The organism is Pseudomonas sp. CIP-10 (assembly GCF_020911845.1).
GTDB classification, from domain to species: domain Bacteria; phylum Pseudomonadota; class Gammaproteobacteria; order Pseudomonadales; family Pseudomonadaceae; genus Aquipseudomonas; species Aquipseudomonas alloputida.
This window is the reverse complement of the sequence record NZ_CP087160.1, coordinates 3,286,284-3,308,738: the sequence shown is the minus strand read 5'-3', so window position 1 is coordinate 3,308,738 and position 22,455 is coordinate 3,286,284. Positions and strand designations below refer to the sequence as shown.

The window sequence follows — 22,455 nt, the reverse complement described above, 5'->3', positions numbered from 1 at the left end:
AGGCCTGCATCTAACGATCCTTGCTCAGGCAGAACGGGGATGGTCACGCGACTAAGCACTCAGCGCCCGTTTCAACACTTCGTAAATTTTGGCATCACCTGATTGGGCAACGTTGAAACGGAGGAAGTCACCCGCAGCCATCGACTGGCTGAACGCATTACCAGGCGCCAGCACTACACCTTCATTCAAGCAAGCCCGAGCCAGCGTTGCTGCATCCTTGCCTTGAGGGAGTTGGCACCAGACGTACATGCCTGACTGGGGCGTTATCCAGGGCTTGATGCCAATGGCCCGAAGCCTCGCTACCGTTCTGTCCATAGCCTCGGCCAGCCTGAGGCGAACACTCTCCATGTGTTTCCGGTACCCGCTATCGGTAATCGCCAGATGGATGATGTCCGCGGCCAGGCGGCCACCCCCGAATGTGGTCGCAATCTTGAGATCGACCAGGCTCTCGATCCAGTCACTGCGAGCCGCGATGTAGCCGCATCGAATCGAAGCGGAGATGGTCTTGGAAAAGCTACCGATCTGGATGACACGAGAGAGGCCATCGAAGGCTGACAGCCGTGGCGCTGGCGCACTCTCGAAATCCCCGAAGATGTCGTCCTCTACAATCACCAGGCTGGAGTTGTCGGCCAGCTTCAGCAACCTGTGTGCCGTGACCGGAGACAGGGTAGCGCCGGTCGGGTTGTGGATGCCTGAATTGGTTATGTACAACCGGGGAGAATGCGCAAGCAGGGCAGCGCCGAATGCATCGATGTCCGGGCCCGTCGCGGTGTAGGGAACGCTTACGATGTTCACCCTGTGCGCTTTCAGCAGTGCGTGAAAATTGAAATAGCAGGGGTCGTCGACCAGCACAGTGTCCCCCGGCTCAAGCAGAAAACGGCAGATCAGGTCGATGGCGTGGGTGCCGGACTCAGTGAGCATGAGCTGTTCAAGAGGGGCTTCGACCCCGATCCCTGTCAGCTTGCGTGACAGGAACTGCCTGAGCGGCAGATGCCCAAGTGGCGAGGCGTACTCCGTCAGTTTCGACGTGTCTGAACGGGCAACGGTGCGAAGCGCCTTGCGCAAGCCGGCTTCGAACATCCAGGAGGCCGGTAGCCACCCGCACCCCGGTTTCAACGCATCGCTAGCGGTGTCTAGAGACTGGCGCGAGATCCACAGCGGGTCCACTTCACGATCAAGCCTTGGGCCGAGTTCGGTGAGCACCAGGGGTGCCACTGGCCCGGCTACGTAAAAGCCGGAGCCAGGGCGAGAGTTGAGTACACCCTCTGCCATCAACCTTTCATAGGCCTCAAGCACCGTAGAAACCGACACTTGCATGGCCTGAGCCATCGCGCGGACCGAGGGGATTCTCGCGCCCGGGGTGTAGGTTCGAGAGGCTATCCGCGACTGGATCTCACCCATGACAGTTCGAATTCGCGTTGCGCTCCGTTTCATCACACCCTCAACTGTGCTGGATAAATATGCCTAACAGTTCGGTTTAAGTGTATTGGATTGTACATGGCCTGGGCGAGCCTGTCGGTGATGTACTGAACCTTGGCTTATCGAGGACTTACCGATGGAAAAATCAGCAAGCGGATGGCTCAATGGTTTCATAGGCGTCGCCATCTTTGCAGGCTCGTTGCCGGCCACCCGAGTGGCAGTCACGGCTTTCGAACCTACGTTCCTGACCTGTGCCAGGGCAACAATTGCCGCCATGCTGGGTGCGCTTTTCCTGATCGTGCTACGGCAGCCTCGCCCCAAACGGGGGGATTTGTCGCCATTGGCCGTAACAGCGCTCGGCGTCGTTATCGGTTTCCCGCTACTGACAGCATTCGCCCTCCAGCACATCACCTCTGCTCATTCCATTGTTTTTGTCGGGCTCCTGCCATTGTGTACCGCAGTATTTGCGGTTCTGCGGGGCGGTGAGCGACCTCGGCCACTGTTCTGGTTGTGCTCGTTGACAGGTGCCGGGCTGGTCGTTGGCTATGCCTTGATGAACGGAGGCGAGGCATCGGCGGTGGGCGATCTGCTGATGTTGGCTGCGGTTGTGGTCTGTGGTTTGGGCTATGCCGAAGGGGCGCGCCTCTCGCGGACATTGGGTGGTTGGCAGGTAATCAGTTGGGCATTGCTTGTAGCGTTACCGGTCATGCTGCTGCTGACGGTGGTCAATCTTCCAGCCCCTGATGACTTTGCCAGGGTAAGTGCTCCTGCATGGCTCAGCTTTGGCTACGTTTCACTGTTCAGCATGCTGATCGGGTTTGTCTTCTGGTACCGAGGGCTCGTCCAGGGGGGGATTGCGGCTGTGGGTCAACTGCAACTCTTTCAGCCGTTCATGGGGCTTGGGCTGGCAGCGTTGCTTTTGCACGAGCATGTCAGCTGGACGATGCTGCTCGTGACGCTGGGGGCTGTCATCTGTGTTTACGGGGCCAGGAAATATGCCTAAGCACAGCGTCATGCCCAGTCAAACAGTTGGGTATAGCCCCCGCCGTCTGACCCCGGGCTGAGTTGCACAAAACACCTGATCCTTTATGTAAAAGGATCAGGTTAAACCTGAATTACAGGCCCAGTTCACTCAGACCTGGGTGATCATCCGGACGGCGACCCAGTGGCCAGTGGAACTTTCGCTCGCTTTCCTTGATGGGCATGTCGTTGATGCAGGCAAAGCGGCGATGCATCAAGCCGTCGGCTTCAAATTCCCAGTTTTCGTTGCCGTAGGAGCGGAACCAGTTGCCCGAATCGTCGTGCCACTCGTAGGCGTAACGGACGGCGATGCGGTTGTCGGTGAAGGCCCAGAGCTCTTTGATCAAGCGGTAGTCCAGTTCTTTCTTCCACTTGCGAGTGAGGAAGTCCCGAGCTTCTTCACGGTTGTTTGCAAACTCGGCACGGTTACGCCATTGGGTGTTCACCGTATAGGCCAGCGCAATCTTTTCCGGCTCACGGGTATTCCAACCATCTTCGGCAAGTCGGACCTTTTCGATGGCCGATTCGCGAGTGAAAGGAGGAAGTGGCGGACGAGCGTGTTCGTTGGACATGGTGGTGCCTCCAATCGTTTGGATGGTTCAGTTGAGTGGGTATTTCTTTAACTTAAAGCGCTTGCGCGCTGCACATCTTTGAGCAAGACCCTTGCGATTTCTCGTGCACTGTCGAGCGCGCTGTGATCACCCATGACGTGGGCCACGGTTATCGTGCCCTCTATAATCAAAAGAAGTTGCTTGGCCAAGCCAGTCGGATCGTTAACACCTAATGCGCTGGTCAGTTCTAGCGTGTAGTCCAGCAGCTTTTGTTTATGCAGTTTTGCGATCTGTCGAACAGGGTCGTCTGCGTCACCCACCTCTCCGGCGGTGTTGATAAAAGCACATCCGCGAAAACCCTCAGACGCGAACCAACTTTTGAGTGCATCAAAAATGCCAAGGATGCGCGCTTCTGGCGTTTGCGCTTTTTCGCATTCACTTCTGAACCACGTCATCCAACGTATATCGCGTGCATTGAGTGCCGCTGCTGCGACCTCGTCTTTATTCGCAAAATAGCGATAAATACTTTTACGTGCGACGCCCGAGGTCTTTACCAACAGGTCCATGCCCGTGGCGTGAATCCCGTTTTCGTAAATCAGCTTCTCGGCAGTTGCCAGGATTTTTTCGCGTGTGTCAGTCATTGGCTTATCCATGTAGCCAGAGTAGAACGATCGTTCTCCCTGGTCAAGCAGCGCTTGAAATTATTCGATTGCGTGCAAGCGGGGGGCCGGCGTGCTTTCGATCAGGGTGGCTGGCTTCCCGCTGATCAGTCGCGCTCCAGTTCGGCGAAGCGGCTGGACAACCAGGCGTGCAGGTGCCTTACCGCAGGCGACAACTGCTTGCGGTGCGGGCACACCAGGCTCAAAGGCATGGTCGGCCCGGGGTAATCCTGCAATAGCACGACAAGTCTTCCCGCCAGCACATCGTCGCTCACATCCAGCCACGACTTGTAGGTTATCCCTTCGCCGCCCACGGCCCAGCGCCGGGCAATATCGGCGTCGTCGCAGAGCAGGGCGCCACGCACCTGGACGGTCTGCGTTCCCAGTTGCCACTTGTCGTAGACCCGGCCCTGTTGCATGTACAGCAGGCACTGGTGTTCGAGCAGATCTTCGGGGGCTTGCACGGTGCCTTCCCGCGCCAGGTACTCGGGCGAGGCCACCAGTACCTTGCGGTTCCAAGGTGCCAGTGGCAGGGCTACATAGTTGGCGTCGGCGTTCAGGCCATAGCGGATGGCGATATCCACCGGATCGCGGAACAGATCGGCGATCTGGTCGGAGAGGAAGAAGCGCAGGTTCAACTGGGGATGCTCTCGGCGAAACGCCGTGAGCCAGGGCAGCAGCACGTTGCGCCCCAGATCGGAGGGCGCGGCCACCTGCAACGTTCCGCTGAGCTGGGCGCTTTCCTGACGCAGGTTGTCGCGCCCGTGCCTGAGGGCTTCCAGGGCAATCAGGGCCGAGGGCAGGTACTGCTCGCCTTCGGCTGTGAGGCGCAAGCTGCGCGTGGTGCGGGCAAACAATCGCACATCCAGCTCACGCTCCAGGCGCTTGACTGCTTCGGCCGCCTGGCCGGGTAGCAGATCGGCCTCGCGGGCCGCCGCGGTAAAGCTGCCCAGCGCGGCGCTGCGAACGAAGATGCCCAGGTCGTCGAGACGGATCATTATCACTCCTGCAATGAAAGTGTTGACGGGCAGGGCCCGTTTTTCCCGGACGCCAGGCACGCCAGACTCAATGCCAAATCAAACCACATTCAGCAGCGAGTGCCCATGAAAGCGATCAGTTTCATCCACAAAGGTTTACCTATCGAAGACCCTGCGTCTCTTCAAGACATCTTCATGCCCAAGCCCAGCCCTGGGCCCAGGGACCTTCTGGTCGAGGTCAACGCCGTGTCGGTCAACCCCGTCGACACCAAGGTGCGCGCTGGCACTTTCACGCGTGAGCCGAAAATACTCGGCTGGGACGCGGCCGGTATCGTCCGCGAAGTCGGGGCCCAGGTGACCCTGTTCAAGCCCGGAGACCAGGTGTACTACGCCGGCTCCATCGCCCGGCCCGGCAGCTACAGCGAATATCACCTGGTTGACGAACGTATCGTCGGGCATCAACCGCGTAGCCTGGGTGCAGCACAGGCAGCCGCGCTGCCGCTGACGGCCATCACCGCCTGGGAACTGCTGTTCGATCGCCTGGGTATCGTGGAGGGCGGCGGGGAGGGCGATGCCCTGCTGATCGTTGGCGCTGCCGGTGGCGTCGGTTCGATGCTGGTGCAGTTGGCCCGGCAACTGACCCGCCTGACGGTTATCGGCACGGCCTCCCGCGCCGAGACCAGCAACTGGGTACGCGAACTGGGCGCCCATCACGTCATCGATCACAGTGCGCCGCTGCAAGGGCAGCTGCAGGCCTTGGGGATCGAGTCGGTCAGCCATGTCGCCAGCCTTACCCATACTGATCAACACTTTGCGCAACTGGTTGAAGTGCTGCGACCACAAGGTCGCCTGGGCGTGATCGACGACCCGCAGACCCTGGACGTCATGCCGCTCAAGCGCAAGTCGCTGTCGCTGCACTGGGAGCTGATGTTCACCCGCTCGCTTTACGAAACCGACGACATGGTGCGCCAGCACGAGCTGCTCGAGCGCGTGGCCGGGCTGATCGATCAAGGCATCCTGCGGACCACCTTGGGCGAGCATTTCGGCGCCATCAATGCCGCCAACATGCGCCGTGCCCATGCGCTGGTCGAGAGTGGCAAGGCGCGCGGCAAGATCGTCCTGGAAGGCTTCTGAAACCTGTTTGACCGACAACGGCGGACTGGTCGATCCGGTCTGCCAGGAGCATGCATGCTTGAACGAACCGTGTTTCTCTGCGCTGCGCATATTCCCGGCGCTACGCCCGGTGAAACGCATGCACACATTGAAGCAGGCACTACCGTGCCTGCTCTTTGCAACTGACCAGGAGCTTGATGTGAACCGACAAGATTACCCCCTCGTTTCCCTCGCCATCCTCAAGGCCAAACCAGGCCAGGCACCAACGCTCAAAGCGGCCTTGCTGGCGTTGATCGAACCGACTCGGGCGGAGCCCGGTAACCGCGACTACATGCTGTTCGAACGTCGTGACGAGCCAGGGACGTTCTACATGCGCGAGGCGTTCGATAACCAGCAGGCCCTGGATGCGCACCTGACCACTGCTCATTTCCAGCGGTTTGCCGAGCAGGCTGAACAGCTGCTGGCAGAGCCCTTGCAACTGATCTTCCTTGACCCGGTGTCATCTGCCGTTGCGCCCTGTCCCTGAGGTCATTCATCCAGGCCCTGGCCACTGTGGCATTACTGCCAGCAGCATTGGCACGTAGGCTCACCCAAGCGTGGCGGGCAAACAGAGCCAGGCCATGCTGCGTTGAAAACAGCCTCGCCTGACCTGCGTCTCAAGACTTTTCGTACAGAGCCTAGTGTGGTGTTTCACAAATAACGACCATAACTCGCGGCGCTTTTTGCGCTCATGCGGCGTTGTCGCTCCTCGCCGTAGCTGGCTACGACTCGTCGCGACGCCTTGCCTGAGCGCAAAAATCGCTCGCGAGTTATTGGCCGTATTTGCAAAACACCACACTAGAGCTGCATCACGGCGAGCGCTCTACGCAGGGGCTCGTCGGATATCTGGATAGGACCGTGAAATGGTATGTCCATGTCCAATACGAGGTACACGGAAGCCGCAATAAGCAATGAAGAGAGGATGAACATGCCTTTTACCATCGAGTTACGAGGCGCTCGGTATCCAAAACTGGCGAAAATGAGCGTCAACCAAGCAGCAAGCATCCCAATAAGCGGGCCAGGAATTGCCCCCTCTGACTGCTCGACGATTCTCCAGCGTTGCTCAATGAGCGAGTGATATTGCTGACGAATATCCTGAAGCATCGTTTCATGGTAGCGGTCCACAGGCCTTATAACGGCCAGCGCTTTGCCTATGTCATCCAAGTATTTAGCCGCCTCGCTGTTACGGTGTTGCAGCGCCTCGTCCCCCCGATAGGGCGTCTCGATAGCGTGCTCTAGATAGGTGATCAGACGATTGCGCGTGTCTTGGGCCGCATCGCCATAGCCCCGCAGTGTCCGATCAAAAATGATCATGCTGGTTGCGTACCCATGGAAGTTTGCGTCGATGGACTCGAAGGTATTTTTGGCGGAATTGATCATCAAGCCAAAGACCAGCGATGTCATGACCACAAAAATGTTAGCTACCAGGCGAATTACCGTGTTCGTGTCCTCATCCCTGTGGTGGGATGCCAGCTTTGGGTACCACTGCATCATGAGCAGCGAGGCGGCGACCAAGCAGCCAAAAATGGCCAGTGCGATCCAGAGGGCGTTCATGCATCAAGGCTCCGATCAATCTGAGTCAAGTCTTAGAAGATAGACCGTGTTCAAACAGACTTATCAGGGTGCCTGTAATTGCAATCAGCGCCAGCATGAATAACCCGATGTATGACTGTTCCATGATCTCGTCCTGCGGGGTGATGGGTAGACGTCGACGAAAGTTCCTGGGCGGCGGGTCATGTCATACGCCGTAACGCCACGGCCATGGCCCCCCCGAGTACCGCCATGGCCAGCAGCAGCGCGGGGAACGTCAACCACCAGGGCAGGCCGGCGGTCATCATGCTGAACTCCGACATGCCGCCGATGCTGGCGAGCAGGTTCAAGGGCAGGAACACCACATTGATCATGGTCAGGTTGCGCAGCGCGTGGTTCATGCCGTTGTTGGCCAGGTTGCCGCGGGCCTCGATCAGGTTGGTAAAGACCTGGGCATGGATCTTCGCCTGCTGGTAGCTTTGCTCGTTTTCGATGATCAGGTCATTCAGCATTTCCAGTTGTTCGGGCCCGAAACCGTGTTTCTGACCATGGCTGCGCAGCAGGGCTAGCACGGCGCCATTGCTTTGAATGGCGTTGACGTAATACACCAGGCTTTCGCTCAGGCTGTACATCTGCACCAGGTGCTGGTTGTCCATGGTCCGATCGAACTGCAGCTGGATTTCGCGGGCCACCTGCTTTACCACCCGCAGGTGGCCCAGGTAGTGATGCACGCTCTCCGCCAGCATCGCCATCAGCACATCCAGTGGGGTGCTCATGCCGGTCTGCCGGTCTACTCCGGCGAGTAGCGAGTTGGCGGCGCAGATCACCACCAGGCGCTTTTCGCTGAGTACGACGCCAAATGACGAGACATTGAATACCCGGCCATCAAAGTTTTCCGGGCGCTTCCAGATCAGGAACAGGTGATCGGGCTTGATCTCGATACGCGCCACTTCATCCGGGTCCAGGGAGGACTCCAGCGACTGGGCGCTGACCCCCAGGCACTTGCACAACCGGGTTTGCTCCGCGGCGTCTGGCGCGACACACAACCAGACGCTGGCTCGTTCCTCGGGGGCTTGAAGAAGCGCACCGTCTACGGCGAGGTAGTATTCGATCATCGTTTACCAGGCCTGGCCGAGGTGTTTACGTTCAAGCCGCTGCACGAAAGCCTGCAGCACTCGCTGGTAAAGCGCGTTACCCAGCACGGCGTCTTCGGTGCCTGCATCGAGGTTGGGGTTGTCGTTGACTTCGATCACCAGTACGCGGTCGCCGGTCTGCTTCAGGTCCACACCGTACAGCCCTTGCCCGATCAGCCTGGCGGTGTCGACGGCCAGCTTTACGACTTCGGGCGGTGCCTGTTCCACCGGGACCGCGCGGCACAGGCCGTTGACTTCGCCGGCCTGGGCCTTGTGGTTGTAGATCTGCCAGTGGCCCTTGGACATGAAGTACTGGCAGGCGTACAGCGCCTCACCGTTGAGTACGCCGATACGCCAGTCGTATTCGGTGTAGCAGTACTCCTGGGCCAGCAACAGTACCGAGTGTTCGAACAACTCCTGTGCCGCCGAGGCCAGTGCCTGGGCGTCGGCGACCTTGATCACGCCTTTCGAAAAGCAGCCGTCGGGAATCTTCAACACCAGCGGAAAGCCGAGGCGCCGGCCCACAAGCTCAAGTTCCTGCGGGCGGTCCTTGTACAGGATCTCCGTGGCCGGTGCGCCGAGGTTGTGGCGTTTGAGCAGATCGGCGAGATACACCTTGTTGGTGCAGCGCAGGATGGAGGAAGGGTCGTCGATCACCACCAAGCCTTCGCTTTCGGCCTTTTTGGCAAAACGGTAGGTATGGTCGTCCACCCGCGTGGTCTCCCGAATGAACAAGGCGTCAAATTCGGCCAGGCGTGCATAGTCCTTCTTTTCGATCAGCTCTACATCGATGCCCAGCTGTTTGCCGTTTTCGATGAACTGCTCCAGCGCCTCAGGATTGGAAGGTGGCAGCGCCTCGGCCGGGTCATGCAGAATCGCCAGGTCGAACCGGGCCAGGCGTTTCGAGGCCGGCTGGCGCCACGTCCGGCGGTTGAAGGCATCCAGCGCGTCGGCAAACAAGTGCTGCTGCTCATCCCGCAGTTTGTGCAGCGCGCCGGCCTTGATCCCGTCGATCTGCCAGGTGTCACGCCTGCGAAACTCCACCAGCAAGACAGGGCAGGGGAACGACTCGAACAGCTGTCGGCCGATATCCTGAAGGGGTTCAATGGCGGTCCGCCCGAAATACAAGGTGAGGGTGAAGGCTTCGGTGCTGCCATAAGGGTGATCGGCCAGGGCTCGCTCCAGCGTGCGTTCCAGGTCATCCAGCCCCACGCCATAGAGCGCCTTGCGGGTAAGCTCGCTGATGGTTCGCACCGACGGGAACACCTTGTGGCCCCGTGCCTCGGCGAGCAGCGAGCAGTAGTAGCCTTGCCCCAGATACTTGTAGCTGCGGCACAGGTTGATTACCTGCGTACGCCTCGCAACGTCGTCGCTGTGTTCAAAGTAATCCTGGGCCAGCATCAGGCTCTCGCTGGGAAAGTAGCTGGCCCAGTCTTCCTTGCGCTCCACCACGATCAACAAGCGGTTACCAGCGCTCCGCTTACTGGGTGGCTCCTCGGAGAGGGTTATTGTGGAAACGTCGGTTTTGGCCAATACTTCGGCCACGTTGGCTTGCACCGCTGACATGAGTATTCGATCCCTGTTGAAGAAGACGCCCCTTCAATAAATCACGGGTTTCCCGACCTGTCCCGGTTCGTTACTCAAACATTACGGTGTTGCCATGGCTTTTGATTTTCGCTTTGCATCGGTGGCCGATATCGATGCGCTGGTTGCCCTGGAGCAGGACTGTTTCACCCTCGACCGCCTGAGCCCGCGTAATTTCAACTGGATGGTGCGACGCGCCAATGCCTGTCTTATTGTCGCTGAACAACAGGGCCATCTGGCAGGCTATGCGCTGCTGCTGTTCCATCGCGGTACATCACTTGCCCGTTTGTATTCAATTGCCGTAAGCCCGACCTGGCGCGGCCATGGGTTGGGCCAGCAGTTGCTGGACCAGGCCCAGGCCAGTGCGCTGGAGCGTAATTGCGCCTGGCTGCGCCTGGAAGTACGCGCGGACAATCCTGCGGCCATCAGCTTGTACGAAAGCAATGGCTATCAACGCTTCGCTGTGGTTGAGAACTACTACGAAGACCACAGCCAGGCGCTGCGTTTCGAGAAGCGTATCCTGCGCAGTGCTCCGCCCCCTGCACGGCAAGTGCCGTACTACGCGCAAACGACCGAGTTCACCTGCGGAGCGGCCTGCCTGCTGATGGCCATGGCTGCGGTCGAACGGGAGCGGGCCATGCACCGCAGCGAGGAGATTCAACTGTGGCGAGAGGCGACCACCATCTTCATGACGGCAGGCCACGGCGGTTGCAGCCCGCAGGGGCTTGCACTGGCGGCTTGGCGGCGCGGGTTTGAGGTGTGCATGGTGGTCAGCCAGCCTGGATCGCTGTTCCTCGATGGGGTGCGCAGCGCGCAGAAAAAAGACGTAATGCAATTGGTCGAGGATGGCTTTGCCGGGGCGTTGGCCGAAACCGACGTGCATCAGATGCTGGCGCCCGGCCTTGATGTGCGTTCAGCGTTGCAAGCCGGGTTCAGGCCGGTGGTGCTGATTAGCAGCTACCGTTTCACCCGTCTGAAGGCCCCGCACTGGATTCTGGTCACGGGTTGCGATGACGAATTCGTGTACCTGCATGATCCTGATGTGGATCACAGCCGCCAGAAACGCATCCTGGATTGCCAGCATCTGCCCGTAAGCCATGCCGAATTTCAGCGCATGAGCAGTTTCGGCAGGCAGCGGGTAAGGGCCGCTGTGCTGTTGCGCGGGCGATAGAACGGCTGCACAGGTGAGTACGTATGGCATGGGCATTGAGTGAACGCAAGCAGTGCTCCGGATGGGGTCACATGCCGGAGCACTCTACACTTCAAGCGTAAAGCAATGCCTCGAGCTGGCCCTTGCTGTCGAGACGTGCCAAGTCATCGAAGCCCCCGACATGCACCTTGCCAACAAATATCTGTGGGACGGTTCGGCGTTGGGATCGCTGCATCATTTCCGCCAGGTGCAGGGGTGACGCTTCAACGTTGATTTCGTCAGGGGTGATGCCCTTGCTCGACAGCAGTCGCTTGGCGCTCAGGCAGTATGGGCAGTGCGGGGTGGTATAGATAGTCACAGGGCTCATGGCGGTTACCCTCCTAGTTTGCCGATGGCGGAAAGTCGATATCGGTAGCGGCGATGTTGTTCAGGTAGTTGGTCAGGGTTAACAGCGTGACCTGTGCCACTACCTCCACGATCTTGCTATCAGTAAGCCCTGCCTCACGCGCGGCAGCGATCTGCTCGTCACTCAACTGGCCGCGCCTTGCCGTGATCTGCTGCGCCAGTGCGGCAACCGCGCTGAGTGTGCCGGCTCGGGCTTGGCTTACGGCCTCATCGCTCAAACCCGCCTTGCCGCCGAAGAAGGTGTGTGCAGCCAGGCAGTAGTCGCACCCGTTGATTTCCGAAGTGGCCAGGGCAACGACTTCACGCTCGGCGGCGCTCAGTGAGCTTTTACCCAACGCTTGGGCGAGGCCCAGGTAACCATTGAGCGCGACCGGAGCGTGCGCCAGGGTCCTGAATGCGTTGGGAATGAAGCCGAGACCTTTTTGAATGCCTTCGAGGGCTGCGCGCGAGCCAGTAGGCGCCTGGTCTAGCGAGAGAGCGGTAATACGAGTCATGGTCGTTCTCCAATAGGTTGAGTAACCGGCTTGTCTATCAAGCTTGGGGTCCATACTAGAGAGGCAGACTTTTCTTTCGGCTTCAGATCGTCGAAGTTATGCAACAGATCGTCTAAACCTGAGTGCGCTATGGACCGACTGTCGACACTGCTTAAGCACTTCAACCTGCACGCTAGTGCGTTTCACCAGGGTGGGTTCTGTGGAACGACCCAACTTGGGCAACACAGTGTCGGGCACGCCCATCTGTTGCGCTCGGGGCGTCTGTCCTTCAAGGACAAGCGTGGGCAGCGTATCGAGTTGACCGAACCCACCCTGATTCTGGCGGTGCGCCCGCAGGAGCATCACTTGCTGGCCACCGACGCCGATGAAGCGGAGTTAGTGTGCGCCACCCTGCAATTCGATGGCGGCGCCAACAATCCGCTGACCCTGGCTTTGCCGGACTTCATCATCAAGCCCCTCGGCGAATTGCACGGCCTTGATGGCACCCTTGACTGGCTGTTCGAAGAAGCCTTTGGAGATGAGTGTGGTCGTGATGTCATTCTCAATCGCTTGTTCGAGCTGATGATCATTCAGCTGCTTCGCCACCTGATCGCCAGCCGCAGCATCGCCTCGGGAATGATGGCGGGTCTGGCCAATGCTCAGCTGTCTCGCGCGCTTGTGGGGATCCACGATGAGCCGCAGCGCAATTGGTCGGTGGCGAAACTGGCGAATCTTTCGGGCATGTCGCGGGCAAGCTTCGCTTCGCACTTTCGCGAGATCGTGGGTATTACGCCTGCGGGCTACCTGGCGAACTGGCGCATCAGTTTGACGCAAAAACGCCTTCGCGAAGGGCGCCCCATTGCCCTGATCGCCGATGAGGTCGGCTACGAAAGTCCTTCTGCGCTAGCCCGAACCTTTCGCCGCAAGGTGGGCGCGAGCCCGAAACAATGGCTGCAGCAGGGAACGGTGTGACGCCTGGTCGACCGACTTGCACGCCAGGCAATGAGCAAGGTCCTGCGCCTCATCGGGGTGGCTTACACGTTCTCCCGAAGAAAATCGATGAACGCCATCGTCCTTGCCGAGCGGCGCCGCTCACGGCTGAACACGGCGCTGACCGGCAGCGCGGTCGTCTGGTATTCGTCGAGCAGGCTACACACGCTACCCTGCTCGAAGTCTGCAGCAAACAGCCATTGGGGAGACAGGGAGATGCCCAGGCCACCGAGGACCATTTCACGAATGGCCTCGCTGTTGTTGCTGGTGACGTTGCCTTTGATTGCAACCTCAAGTGCTTCGTCACGACGGGTGAAGTGCCAGCGGTCGTAATGCTCAAGCAAGGTGAAGGCGATGCAGTTGTGGCCTGCCAGTTCGGCGGGCTCACGTGGCCGGCCATGGCGTTCGAGATAGGCCGGTGCGGCATAGACTCGCCGTGTGCTGGTGCCCAGGGGCACGGCCACCAGCCCCTCGCTCTTCACCACGCCAATGCGGATAGCCAGGTCGATGTTTTCCATGAGCAGGTCTTCGTTGTAATCGTTCAGGCGCAGGTCGATCTGCACATCGGGGTGGCGCTGTAGAAAAGTCCCGATCAGGGGCGCTATGCACAGCCTCCCATAGCTGACCGGTGCGGCTATTCGCAGGGGGCCGGCGATCTGCTCCTGGCCGCTGGCGAAGCTGCGTGTTGCATGCTCCAGCTGGCTGAGAATCTCCTGGCAGTGGCTGTAGAAGCGTTGCCCTTGATCGGTGAGGGCGAGGTGCCGGGTGCTGCGGGCGAACACGGCTCCGCCCAGGTACTGCTCCAAGGCACGGACCTGCTTGCTGACTGCCGGCTGCCCCATGTTCAGCTCCCGAGCCACTGCGGAAAACGAGCCACGCTCCACGACGCGCACGAAGATGCGCATGCTGTCGAACAGATCCATCGCTATTGGGCCTCTTTGGGGAATAAGTAATATCCAAATTTAGTTTCTTATCGGAATGAGGAAGGCGGTGCAACCTGTAAGCGTCCATTCATTCAGAGGTTTCCGTCATGAATCAGACCATGCTTGCCGCTATCGCCGAATCCGCCCAGACCCCGCTGGTCGTGCGCCACATCGCCCGCCCTGTGCCCGGTAAGGGGCAGGTTTTGGTGCGGATTCACGCCGCCGGGGTCAACCCGCTCGACACCAAGATTGCAATCGGTGCGGGTGCTCACGCCCGCCAGGAGTTACCGGCCGTGCTCGGCCTGGATCTCGCCGGTACGGTCGTCGAACTGGGCGAGGCAGTTGATGGCTTCACGCCTGGCCAGCAGGTCTTCGGCATGGCCGGCGGAATCGGCGGCGCCCAAGGCACCCTGGCCGAATACATCGCCGTGGATGCCAGGCTGATTGCATCAAAGCCGCATGCACTCGGCATGCGTGAGGCTGCCGCGCTGCCGTTGGTATTCATCACCGCCTGGGAAGGTTTGGTAGATCACGCCAATGTTCGTAGTGGTCAGCGTGTGTTGATCCATGGCGGCGCAGGTGGCGTCGGCCAAGTTGCGGTGCAATTGGCCAAGGCTCGCGGTGCCGAGGTCTACGCCACCGGTTCGGCGGGCAATCTCGACTTCATTCGCGCGCTGGGGGCCACGGCGATTGACTATCAAACGCAGCGTGTAGAGGCCTATGTCGAACAATTTACGGCTGGGGAGGGTTTCGACATCGTTTATGACACCGTCGGCGGCAGCACGTTGGACGCGTCATTCAAGGCAGTAAAGCCTTATACCGGGCACGTACTCAGCTGCCTCGGTTGGGGTCAGCACAGCCTCGCGCCTTTATCCTTCAAAAGTGCCACCTACTCGGGCGTATTTACCCTGGCACCGCTGCTAACCGGCAAGGGACGCGAACACCATGGAAGTATCCTGCGCGAGGCTGCCGTTCTGGCCAATGCCGGGCAACTGGCGATCCGGGTGGACCCGCAACAGTTTGCATTGGATGAGGTCAACGACGCATTCCGACAGGTTGCGGAAGGTCGCGGCAGGGGCAAGACGGTTATCCAGTTGGTAAGTGAATAGTCTCCCGAGCTTTATTAATCAGCAATTACCTGCCAGAAATGCCCGTTTCCAGCCTTGGCTGGCCTTCACAAACAACCCCTGAATTCATAGAATAAGCGCAACGCTTGAAACGAGAGGCAGAGAGCCAGCCACCGGTAGAATCCAGGCTCTCACACCGAAGGATTCAAGCGCAGATGACTACGCATTACCGGCAGCTGACTCAGGGACAACGTTACCAGATTGAGGCTGGCTTGAGCGCCGCAGAGAGCCAGGCGAGCATTGCAAAGCGGGTCGGCGTGCATCCCTCGACGATCAGTCGCGAGGTTCGCCGCAACAGCACCCAGAATATCTACAAGGCTGTTTCTGCGGCCCATGAAAGTGATGCTCGTCGAGCGGGTGCGCGCAAGTTTTGCAAGCCGGCGACATGGCTCAGCCATCATCTCCCGGTGTGGCTCAAGCATGGCATGAGTCCGGAGCAGATCGCCCAGCGGTTGAAGCAGGAGCAGCCAAGCCGGGCGGTCAGCCATGAGTGGATTTATCGGTTCATTGCCGCCGAACAGCGCGCCGGTGGTGAGCTTTATACCTATCTGCGACATCGCCGAAAGCGCTACCGGAAACGCTATGGAAGCCACGATCGGCGCGGGCAGCTGCGTAATCGCGTGTCAATCAGTGAACGCCCAGCCGAGGTCGAAAGCCGCGAGCGCCTGGGGGACTGGGAGGGCGATACGGTACATGGACTGGGCGGTAACCTGGTGACCCTGGTTGATCGCAAAAGCGGCTATCTGAGCGCCTATCCGGTCAAGCGCAGAACGCGCCGGCAGGTAACGCGGGCGATCAATCTGATGCTTCAGGGCCATGCCGCTCACACGCTGACGCTGGATAACGGAAGGGAGTTTGCCGGGCATGAACGCATCGCGCTACGGAGCCAGTGCCAGGTCTTTTTTGCAGACCCCTATTCATCCTGGCAACGTGGCACCAATGAAAACACCAACGGTCTGCTCCGCCAGTATTTCCCCAAGGGCAGCGACTTCAGCAAGCTGACCGTCGAAGCCGTCAATCGGACAGTAGCGAGGATCAATCTACGCCCGCGCAAGCGCTTGGGCTGGAAGACGCCGTACGAAGTGCATACAGGGGTGAGCGTTGCACTTATGTGTTGAATTCAGGACTGCCAAAGGGGGACATGGCAAGTGATCATGAAAGTTGTTCCTTGATATGAGGGGCTTTGTTCCAGGCGTTGCCGGCGGCCGGTCAAGCTGGCCGCAATCGAAGTGGTGACTTCGTCGCTACTGTCGGGAGGAAGGGGAGTGCCAGAAGAATCGATCATTCACGCGTGGTTATACCGGCATGAAGCAGCGCCGCGATAATGAAAGGCGCCTTCTTCTCTAGATACTCAGCCATCCCACCCGTATTGCTCGACTCCAACTGAAGCTTCAGCGTTTCATACTGTTGGCGGATCGAGGCATCGCGCCTAAGCAAATCTCTGAACCCCAGCATCTGAGTGATCGTCAGGTGGTCGCGGGTACAAACATGGAGCTTGTGCGTGCGAATCCCATCCACATTGCGCCGGTAGAAATGATGGCCCTCTGACAGATCACTTCCCCGTACATACCCCAAAGCCATCAACACCTCGTCCCGCGTCGAGGTATTGCGATGCGCGTGAACCTCAATGAGCACATCGAGTTCGGGCTTCGCCGCCAGCCCTGGGACAGACGTGCTTCCAACGTGGTGGACAGCAATCAGTTCAGCGTCAAATGCAGAGGCAATGAGTGGCTTGTCTGTCAGGAAGCGGGCAGGCCATGTGGGATCGTAGGGGGCAATCTTGCTGGTCAGTGCCATGTCCGTTCCTTGGCGATAAATCCTCGAGGCGCCGGATTGTCCATCAAGGCGTGTGCTTTTGCCACCGACTTACAGGTCAATCACCGTCGCCGAGATGTGTCTTCGGAATCCGGGCGATTCACGCTTCAACACCCGCATATCGATAGACCGTCGCACTCCAATACTGGCTGCCGTTACGCGTTTGGCGTTTCCATCCGTCTGCCATCAGTTGATTGGAGATCATCCGGTTCATGAAACCGTGACCGAGCAGTAGAACGGGTCCTTCGCTGGCAAGCGATTGCAGCCGTTGCGCTGCCACGCTGGCGCGGATCCTCGCAGTGCTTGCAGATTCGACGCGGCGTGAGTAACCGCACAGCCATAAGACGCGAAGGATAAATGCCCAGGTAAACGGCGATAGCCGTGGCAGCCTCCAGTGAGCATAAGGCAGTTGCGCTTCACAGAAGAGCGCGTCGACGAGGGTGGGCTTGAGGCCGAGCGCCTGCAGGGAAGTCAGCGCACGTGGCGCACTACTTGAGACAATTACCGTGGCGGTTGCGGCGAGCTGCATGCTGGCTTCCGGAACGGGCTGGTGGGTAATTTCGGACTGATTATATTGTTCGATCCAGTCTTTCATTTGGAGCGCTGACATTTTGTCCGCTGCGATCAGTTTTGGCTGACCGTGGCGCATCAGGATTATTTCTCCGCTCACAGTAGGCTGCCTTTTTCAAACCAGCCGTGATCACGGTACCACGCCACGGTATCGGCGATTGTCAGCTCGAGTGCCCGGAAACTCAGCCCAAGCTCCTGTTCACTCTTGCGGTGGTCGAAACGGGTGCGGTCCTGCTCTCGAACCAGTAGACGCAACGTGGCCATGCTCAGCAGAATGGGTCTGCCGGTCAGGCGCGCATAGATCTCCTGAACAGCCGCCAAGGTGTATAGAAAGGGCAGCGGTATTTGTCGGGCGGGTGTCTTGACGCCCGCCATGCGTCCTAAAACAGGCATCAGTTCGCGCATTGTCATATGTCGACCCGCCGCGAGATAGCGCTCACCTGGGCGCCCATGTCTGGCTGCGGCAATGTGTGCCAATGCCACATCACGGGCATCGACAATGGAAAAACTGCCAGGGATCAACCCGGGCAACTTGCCCTGTACCACATCGTTGACCAATTGCCCCGACGAGGTTGGGCCAATGTCGCCAGGCCCCCACATCCAGCCAGGCAAGACCATACAGGCATGCATCTGGGGGTGGCTCTCCAGGAACGACAATACGACACGGTCAGCGAGGATCTTGCTGCGGTAGTAGTCATCGGCGTCGGCGTCGGCCCTCAGGCAGTTCTCCTCGATGGACGTGCCAGGTGCGCCGTTGAGCACAGCAATGGAAGACGTATGGATGAACCGTCGTATGCCGGCCCGGTAGGCCTGCTCAAGCAGGCGCCGCGTACCCGACACGTTTATCTGTTCGAGTTCGTTCCCGTGGCTGCCGCCCTTGTAGTTATCGCGAAAGAACGCCGCTGTGTGAAATACCGTATCGCAGCCTTGCAGTGACGCTGCGAATGCGTCGACCTTGGCCATGTCACCAACGACCAGTTCCACACCCGGCAGATTGTTGAACTGCTGTTCACCTTTGGCTTTTGAGCGGACCAGGCCTTTGACCGTGTAGCCGCGAGCGACCAATTCACGCACCAGGTTGTTGCCCAGCAAGCCGGTTGCTCCGGTCACAAATACGCTGCGCATGGCTCAACACCCTCGCTGTTCGGTTAACGGCAGCAACACGGCGCTGTCGAAAAAGGCCTCGTCACTGACGACAAGACCCATGGTGTCGAGGTGGATGCAATCGTCGCCAACCACTGCAAGCAACGCCTCTGGATCTGGTCGATTGAACGCGCCAGAGGCGTGCTGCGCATAGGCGTTGGGGGTGATAGTCATAAAGTTCGGTCCATTCGTATCGAAGGGCTATAGATATACCTTTGAGGATGCTTTCGAAAAACAGCGATCACTGCATAATGGCTTTGCATATTCGCAAAGCCAGGAATGACCGACAGTATGACGTTGCACGCAAATTGGGATGATCTTCGCCTTCTGCTGGCCGTCTCGCGACGTGGTAGCTTTCTTCAGGCTGGACAATTGCTCGGTATCGCAGCTTCTACATTGTCACGCCGCCTGACCCAACTTGAGGTTGCAGTGGGCGAGCCACTTGTCGAGCGCGGCGTTGAAGGGTGCCGGCTGACGTCCCGGGGGCAATCCCTGGTGGAAGTTGCTATCGCTGCAGAATCAGGCTTGAGGCGGCAAACCCTTTCTGCCACATCGCAGCAGCCTACCGAGCTGTCCGGCAGTGTGTTGGTCAGTGCAGGGGAGGGGTTCTCGGATTACGTTTTGGAGGCGATAAAGCGCTTTACATCCCTGCACCCGCGTTGCTCCGTGGAGCTAACGGTGGCAGCCGACTTTCACAAGATCGCCCGCGGCGTGGCAGATGTTGCTGTGCGCACCGCCCATCTGGGGGAACCGTCACTGATTTATCGACCCATTGGCCGGCTCGCCTACGGCATCTTTGCTGCCCCGGGTTATCTGAAGCAATTTCCAGGCGTGACGCTTACCACGGCGGTCAGTGTTTCCTTGCTTCCCCCGCTGGATATCTTGCCGCAAATGCGAGCGGCAAAGGCCGCAGGTCTGGACCGCGCGCAGATCAGCGTGAACTCGTTCGCCGTGCAGCTCCAGTCGGTGAGGCGAGGGATGGGGGTGGCTGTGCTGCCTCGTTTAGCGGCTACCGATTTGGTCGAGCTGTTCCCGCATCTCCAACTTCCAGATATGGAGATCTATTTGGTGACCCGGCCTCAGGCCTTGAAGCAAGCTCACATCAAATGCTTTTTTGACACCTTGGAGCGGGTTCTGCTCGAAGCCCTGTCCTCGGCACATGTCGACGGTTGATCCACCAGCACCCTGATCACTGCGCAGCACCTCACCGGCCGCCGACCCGTCCCCCAAACCCGCAGGCATTCTTCGGCCGAAGACGGCATGGTGCTGCACGCCTACGGGTTCCAAGGCTGCAGAGGTCGTGTCAACTTTCCTCAGGTGTGACAATGCGCAGGGGGCGAGTGCCGATCTTTGCCCCCGTAATCTCGTCCACGGCGACAGCTTTGATTTCTGTGCCTGTTTGCGCATCGAAGAAGCGCGTCAGTTTACCACCGCCTCGGTATTGCCGGCCCCATGCACCAATCATGAACAGCACAGGCAGAAAATCGCGACCCGCAGCGGTCAGCAGGTACTCCTCCCTAGGCGGGTGCTCCGAGTAGCGCCGCTTCTCCAGTAATCCTTCCTCCGTCAGTGTCGCCAGCCGGCGGGTCAGCATTGTCGGTGCAATACCCAGGCTTTTCCTGAATTGGTCAAAGCGAGAAAGGCCGGCATGGGCATCACGCAGGATCAATATGCTCCAGGCATCACCGGCAACTGCCAGGCTGCGGGCGATCGGGCACGGGTTATCGCAACTATTTTTCATGTCCATACTATTTTGATAGTGACCTGCCTTCGAAAGGGTAGTATTGTCTGTATCAAATCGATAGTAACACCTCGATTACGAGCCATCCACTCGCAAAAACCAATGATGAATAGCCGAACCATGCAAGCACTGACCTTCAAGCGCTACGGCAAGTCACCCGACATCGGGTTGGCCGACGTTCCCCGCCCCACGCCAAAGGCTGACGAATTACTGGTGCACGTCCACGCTGCCGGCCTGAATCCGATCGACAACATGATTCCAACGGGGATGTTCAAGCCAGTTTTGCATTTCCAGCTGCCAGCCACCCTGGGCAGCGATCTGGCCGGCATCGTGACCGAGGTGGGTAGCAATGTGACCCGCTTCAAGCCAGGCGATGCTGTCTTCGCCAGCCTCTTCGATCTTGGCACAGGGGCGATTGCTGAATTCGCGGTTGTGCCGGAAAGCGCCGCCGCGCTGAAACCGGCCAATCTGAGCTTCGAGCAGGCGGCGTCCATCCCGATGGTCGGCCTCACCTCATGGCAAGCGCTCAAAGAGCGCCTCACGCTTCAGGCCGGGCAGAAGGTGTTCATTCCTGCCGGGTCGGGTGGTATCGGTACGTTCGCAATCCAGTTGGCCAAACACCTCGGTGCAAAGGTGGGCACCACCACCAGTACAGGCAACGTTGACCTGGTGCGCGCTCTGGGGGCGGACGAGGTTGTGGACTACAAGACGCAGGATTTCGAGACCGTGCTGCGCGACTACGACGCGGTGCTCGGAACCGTAAGGGGGGATGCGATTGAAAAATCCATGTCCATCCTCAGACCCGGAAGCCAGATTGTCTCGCTCATTGGCCCACTGGATGCTGCGTTCGCCCGGGCCAAACGCCTGAACGTCCTCCTGACCTTCGTGTTCGGCCTGATGAGCCGCAAGATCATGCGCCTGGCAAAGAGGCGCAATGTCAAATACTCGTTTCTTTTCGTGCAGCCCGACGGTGCCCAACTCGCCGAAATCGGCAAACTTCTGGACGCCCAGCAAATTAAGCCGGTGATCGACCGGGTATTTCCGTTCGAGGACGCAAAGGGTGCGCTTGAGTACCTTGCTCAAGGGCGCTCCAAGGGCAAGGTCGTAATCAAGATGTGACTGCCGCCGTGTTTCTCACACAACTATCGACATAAAGGTAACTTCCATGACCACACGTCCGACCGTACTCATTACCGGCGCCTCCAGCGGCATTGGCGCCACCTACGCCGAGCGTTTCGCCCGTCGTGGCCACGATCTCATCCTTGTGGCGCGCGACACATCGCGCATGGAGTCGCTTGCATTACGCTTGCGCAAGGAAAGCCATGTGGCCGTTGAGGTGCTGCCCGCCGACCTTACAAGCTCGGCAGACCTGTCCGTACTTGAAAGTCGACTGCGCGACGACGCCAATATCGGCGTGTTGATCAACAACGCGGGTATGGCCCAATCGGGTGGTTTCCTGGACCAGTCCGCTGAAGCTATTGAGCGCCTTGTCACGCTCAACACCACCGCGCTGACACGGCTTGCGGCTGCGATCGCGCCGCGCCTCGCGCAGTCGGGCACTGGTGCAATCGTCAACGTGGGTTCAGTGGTGGGTTTTGCGCCCGAGTTCGGCATGTCCATCTACGGCGCTACCAAAGCCTTCGTGCTGTTTCTGTCACAGGGGCTGAGTCAGGAGCTGTCACCCAAGGGCGTGTACGTGCAAGCGGTGCTGCCAGCCGCGACCCGTACCGAGATCTGGGCGCGTGCCGGCATTGACGTCAACACACTCCCGGAGGTGATGGAGGTCGGTGAGCTGGTCGATGCTGCACTTGTCGGTTTCGACCGTCGCGAGTTGGTAACCATCCCGCCACTTCATGTTGCCGAGCGCTGGGATGCACTGGAAGGTGCACGTCAAGGGCTGATGTCTGACATTCGACAAACCCACGCGGCTGAACGATATCAGCGCTCACTGAACGCGTGATTGTGTACGAATGATCGAATCCGCGGCCTCCGCTTCCCTATGAAACCAAGGCGACCAAGTCATACGTTGTGCTTGGCCGCCCGATGACTTTAGATTTAAAGTCAACTTTAAGGTCAATAGGTTTTTCAGGGTG

25 protein-coding genes are annotated in these 22,455 nt (G+C 59.1%); 10 read left to right on the top strand and 15 right to left on the bottom strand.

Annotation, left to right across the window (positions count from 1 at the left end):
* Positions 1–51 precede the first annotated feature (51 nt).
* Positions 52–1,434, bottom strand: a complete 1,383-nt coding sequence (locus LMH93_RS15055; protein ID WP_121783595.1) for an aminotransferase-like domain-containing protein — start codon at positions 1,432–1,434, stop codon at positions 52–54.
* A gap of 121 nt (positions 1,435–1,555) precedes the next feature.
* Between LMH93_RS15055 and LMH93_RS15050 the strand changes: the two genes are divergently transcribed.
* Complete coding sequence (locus tag LMH93_RS15050; RefSeq protein WP_003248175.1) at positions 1,556–2,422, top strand: DMT family transporter; 867 nt, start codon at positions 1,556–1,558, stop codon at positions 2,420–2,422.
* Between the two features lie 112 nt (positions 2,423–2,534).
* On the opposite strand, the gene LMH93_RS15045 is transcribed toward LMH93_RS15050, so the two are convergent.
* The 3 genes from LMH93_RS15045 to LMH93_RS15035 form a co-directional block, all read right to left on the bottom strand.
* A complete protein-coding gene (locus LMH93_RS15045; protein ID WP_004576685.1) occupies positions 2,535–3,011 on the bottom strand; it encodes a nuclear transport factor 2 family protein in 477 nt (158 codons plus the stop codon).
* 47 nt (positions 3,012–3,058) lie between these two features.
* The gene (locus LMH93_RS15040) at positions 3,059–3,643 is read right to left on the bottom strand and encodes a TetR/AcrR family transcriptional regulator (RefSeq protein WP_054888810.1); all 585 of its coding nucleotides are present in this window, start codon (positions 3,641–3,643) and stop codon (positions 3,059–3,061) included.
* A 113-nt stretch (positions 3,644–3,756) separates the two neighbouring features.
* A complete protein-coding gene (locus tag LMH93_RS15035; RefSeq protein WP_017147641.1) occupies positions 3,757–4,647 on the bottom strand; it encodes a LysR family transcriptional regulator in 891 nt (296 codons plus the stop codon).
* 105 nt (positions 4,648–4,752) lie between these two features.
* On the opposite strand from LMH93_RS15035, the gene LMH93_RS15030 reads away from it, so the two are divergent.
* Positions 4,753–5,760: a zinc-binding alcohol dehydrogenase family protein gene (locus LMH93_RS15030; RefSeq protein ID WP_003248183.1), complete on the top strand. Its 1,008-nt coding sequence runs from the start codon at positions 4,753–4,755 to the stop codon at positions 5,758–5,760.
* 118 nt (positions 5,761–5,878) lie between these two features.
* Positions 5,879–6,265 carry a putative quinol monooxygenase gene (locus tag LMH93_RS15025; protein WP_080580378.1) on the top strand — a complete coding sequence of 129 codons (387 nt, stop codon included), beginning with the start codon at positions 5,879–5,881 and terminating at the stop codon, positions 6,263–6,265.
* A 311-nt stretch (positions 6,266–6,576) separates the two neighbouring features.
* Here LMH93_RS15025 and LMH93_RS15020 read toward each other — a convergent pair whose 3' ends face one another.
* The 3 genes from LMH93_RS15020 to LMH93_RS15010 form a co-directional block, all read right to left on the bottom strand.
* On the bottom strand, positions 6,577–7,332 hold the full coding sequence (locus tag LMH93_RS15020) for a bestrophin-like domain (RefSeq protein WP_003248187.1): 756 nt from the start codon (positions 7,330–7,332) through the stop codon (positions 6,577–6,579).
* A 179-nt stretch (positions 7,333–7,511) separates the two neighbouring features.
* The gene (locus LMH93_RS15015; RefSeq protein ID WP_230064323.1) at positions 7,512–8,423 is read right to left on the bottom strand and encodes a magnesium transporter CorA family protein; all 912 of its coding nucleotides are present in this window, start codon (positions 8,421–8,423) and stop codon (positions 7,512–7,514) included.
* Positions 8,424–8,426: 3 nt separating this feature from the next.
* Positions 8,427–10,007, bottom strand: a complete 1,581-nt coding sequence (locus tag LMH93_RS15010) for a RimK family alpha-L-glutamate ligase (protein ID WP_003248192.1) — start codon at positions 10,005–10,007, stop codon at positions 8,427–8,429.
* 94 nt (positions 10,008–10,101) lie between these two features.
* On the opposite strand from LMH93_RS15010, the gene LMH93_RS15005 reads away from it, so the two are divergent.
* The gene (locus LMH93_RS15005; RefSeq protein ID WP_230064322.1) at positions 10,102–11,196 is read left to right on the top strand and encodes a GNAT family N-acetyltransferase/peptidase C39 family protein; all 1,095 of its coding nucleotides are present in this window, start codon (positions 10,102–10,104) and stop codon (positions 11,194–11,196) included.
* A 91-nt stretch (positions 11,197–11,287) separates the two neighbouring features.
* Here LMH93_RS15005 and grxC read toward each other — a convergent pair whose 3' ends face one another.
* Positions 11,288–11,542: a glutaredoxin 3 gene (gene grxC / locus LMH93_RS15000; RefSeq protein ID WP_230064321.1), complete on the bottom strand. Its 255-nt coding sequence runs from the start codon at positions 11,540–11,542 to the stop codon at positions 11,288–11,290.
* A 13-nt stretch (positions 11,543–11,555) separates the two neighbouring features.
* A complete protein-coding gene (locus LMH93_RS14995; protein ID WP_010953859.1) occupies positions 11,556–12,074 on the bottom strand; it encodes a carboxymuconolactone decarboxylase family protein in 519 nt (172 codons plus the stop codon).
* Between the two features lie 129 nt (positions 12,075–12,203).
* On the opposite strand from LMH93_RS14995, the gene LMH93_RS14990 reads away from it, so the two are divergent.
* Positions 12,204–13,025: an AraC family transcriptional regulator gene (locus LMH93_RS14990; RefSeq protein ID WP_230065364.1), complete on the top strand. Its 822-nt coding sequence runs from the start codon at positions 12,204–12,206 to the stop codon at positions 13,023–13,025.
* A 62-nt stretch (positions 13,026–13,087) separates the two neighbouring features.
* On the opposite strand, the gene LMH93_RS14985 is transcribed toward LMH93_RS14990, so the two are convergent.
* Entirely contained in the window at positions 13,088–13,966 is an 879-nt protein-coding gene (locus LMH93_RS14985; RefSeq protein ID WP_060537949.1) for a LysR family transcriptional regulator, read from the bottom strand.
* Positions 13,967–14,073: 107 nt separating this feature from the next.
* Here LMH93_RS14985 and LMH93_RS14980 point away from each other — a divergent pair, with 107 nt between their 5' ends.
* Both LMH93_RS14980 and LMH93_RS14975 read left to right on the top strand, forming a co-directional pair.
* Complete coding sequence (locus tag LMH93_RS14980) at positions 14,074–15,075, top strand: zinc-dependent alcohol dehydrogenase family protein (RefSeq protein WP_070096618.1); 1,002 nt, start codon at positions 14,074–14,076, stop codon at positions 15,073–15,075.
* A gap of 173 nt (positions 15,076–15,248) precedes the next feature.
* Positions 15,249–16,211 (top strand): IS30-like element ISPpu17 family transposase, encoded by a 963-nt coding sequence (locus LMH93_RS14975; protein ID WP_004577240.1) that lies wholly within the window; start codon positions 15,249–15,251, stop codon positions 16,209–16,211.
* Positions 16,212–16,374: 163 nt separating this feature from the next.
* Here the strand turns inward: LMH93_RS14975 and LMH93_RS14970 are convergent, their stop codons facing one another.
* The 4 genes from LMH93_RS14970 to LMH93_RS14955 form a co-directional block, all read right to left on the bottom strand.
* Positions 16,375–16,890, bottom strand: coding sequence for a GrpB family protein (locus LMH93_RS14970; protein ID WP_173880603.1), 516 nt, complete (start codon positions 16,888–16,890; stop codon positions 16,375–16,377).
* 118 nt (positions 16,891–17,008) lie between these two features.
* The gene (locus LMH93_RS14965) at positions 17,009–17,557 is read right to left on the bottom strand and encodes a histidine phosphatase family protein (protein WP_185280371.1); all 549 of its coding nucleotides are present in this window, start codon (positions 17,555–17,557) and stop codon (positions 17,009–17,011) included.
* A gap of 17 nt (positions 17,558–17,574) precedes the next feature.
* Positions 17,575–18,603 carry an SDR family oxidoreductase gene (locus LMH93_RS14960; protein ID WP_185280287.1) on the bottom strand — a complete coding sequence of 343 codons (1,029 nt, stop codon included), beginning with the start codon at positions 18,601–18,603 and terminating at the stop codon, positions 17,575–17,577.
* A gap of 3 nt (positions 18,604–18,606) precedes the next feature.
* Positions 18,607–18,795 carry a hypothetical protein gene (locus tag LMH93_RS14955; protein ID WP_185280288.1) on the bottom strand — a complete coding sequence of 63 codons (189 nt, stop codon included), beginning with the start codon at positions 18,793–18,795 and terminating at the stop codon, positions 18,607–18,609.
* A 117-nt stretch (positions 18,796–18,912) separates the two neighbouring features.
* Between LMH93_RS14955 and LMH93_RS14950 the strand changes: the two genes are divergently transcribed.
* Positions 18,913–19,794 (top strand): LysR family transcriptional regulator, encoded by an 882-nt coding sequence (locus LMH93_RS14950; protein WP_230064320.1) that lies wholly within the window; start codon positions 18,913–18,915, stop codon positions 19,792–19,794.
* A 130-nt stretch (positions 19,795–19,924) separates the two neighbouring features.
* Here the strand turns inward: LMH93_RS14950 and LMH93_RS14945 are convergent, their stop codons facing one another.
* On the bottom strand, positions 19,925–20,368 hold the full coding sequence (locus LMH93_RS14945) for a winged helix-turn-helix transcriptional regulator (protein WP_108191056.1): 444 nt from the start codon (positions 20,366–20,368) through the stop codon (positions 19,925–19,927).
* 114 nt (positions 20,369–20,482) lie between these two features.
* Between LMH93_RS14945 and LMH93_RS14940 the strand changes: the two genes are divergently transcribed.
* Both LMH93_RS14940 and LMH93_RS14935 read left to right on the top strand, forming a co-directional pair.
* Positions 20,483–21,481 carry an NADP-dependent oxidoreductase gene (locus LMH93_RS14940; RefSeq protein WP_014861112.1) on the top strand — a complete coding sequence of 333 codons (999 nt, stop codon included), beginning with the start codon at positions 20,483–20,485 and terminating at the stop codon, positions 21,479–21,481.
* Positions 21,482–21,527: 46 nt separating this feature from the next.
* Positions 21,528–22,322: an SDR family NAD(P)-dependent oxidoreductase gene (locus tag LMH93_RS14935; RefSeq protein ID WP_185280289.1), complete on the top strand. Its 795-nt coding sequence runs from the start codon at positions 21,528–21,530 to the stop codon at positions 22,320–22,322.
* The last annotated feature ends 133 nt before the right edge of the window (positions 22,323–22,455 follow it).